The 886-nt window shown below is 29.5% G+C and carries 1 protein-coding gene; it reads right to left on the bottom strand.

All coding sequences use genetic code 11. From position 1 onward, the window contains the following. Window positions 1–108: 108 nt before the first annotated feature. Window positions 109–627, bottom strand: coding sequence for a hypothetical protein (locus ACFFVB_RS16050; RefSeq protein WP_382384245.1), 519 nt, complete (start codon window positions 625–627; stop codon window positions 109–111). Window positions 628–886: the final 259 nt, after the last annotated feature.

The raw sequence follows: 886 nt of genomic DNA, 5'->3' as shown, positions 1-886 counted from the left end.
TGCCATAGCCAAATCAGGATTAACCTATGATAATAATTATAGAAGTGTTTTAGTAGGAAATTAATGAGTTTTTACTTGTTTTTTACCACAGTACTTTGTTGTACATAGTTATTTTTTTATCAGATAGTTTAAATTCCAACTTCTTGCAATACTATCTATTTCTTTTTCGTTCAGTTCTTTTTCCATTCTGGGTTCAGATTCATAATAAAAGAACCTTCCTGTTCTTTTTGAAATTGAATCTCCAATTATAGTACTATAAATATTTAATTGCATAATTCTTCCATCCGAATTTCTTTTCCGCAAACCGTCCATTTCTTTATTTAAAATATAGGATTCGTTTTCGGAAGGTGTAACATTTTTCCAAATATGTAGTATTTCATTTTCATTCGGTTTTTTACTCCAAGAACCCCATCCGTTTCCGAAAAATCCATCATCGTGTCTATTTCGTGCTTTCATATACTCATCTATAATTGGGACATTTAAAGCTTTTCTCAATTCATTTGCTTTTATTCCATAATTCAGATTTTTAATCTCATTTCTATTATCAAAATAGTCGTACGTGAAATAAATTCCGAAAATCAGAAGTACAATTTTAAAGAAATGTTTTTTCAGATTGAGGTTTTTCATAATTATGTACAACGTTTATGTATAAGAATAGTTGCGGGTTTGTATGCGAGGATTTTCCGAAGGAAAATCAGACGTTACAAACACGCAACGACCTTTGATTAAGCACTAAACCGCAATTATTTTTATACGGTGTTACCCAACGTTTTTATTCCGATTATATATTTCAGTTTCTTTTCGTTCAAAAACTGGAACTGCAATATCAATTTCCCAAGTTTTATTAATTTCAGGAAATTGTTCTTTTATCTTTTCGTTAAATTGA

Source organism: Formosa undariae (assembly GCF_042427615.1).
GTDB classification, from domain to species: Bacteria; Bacteroidota; Bacteroidia; order Flavobacteriales; family Flavobacteriaceae; genus Formosa; species Formosa undariae.
Note: the sequence above shows the minus strand (reverse complement) of the source record. Positions and strands in the feature narration are given on the sequence as shown.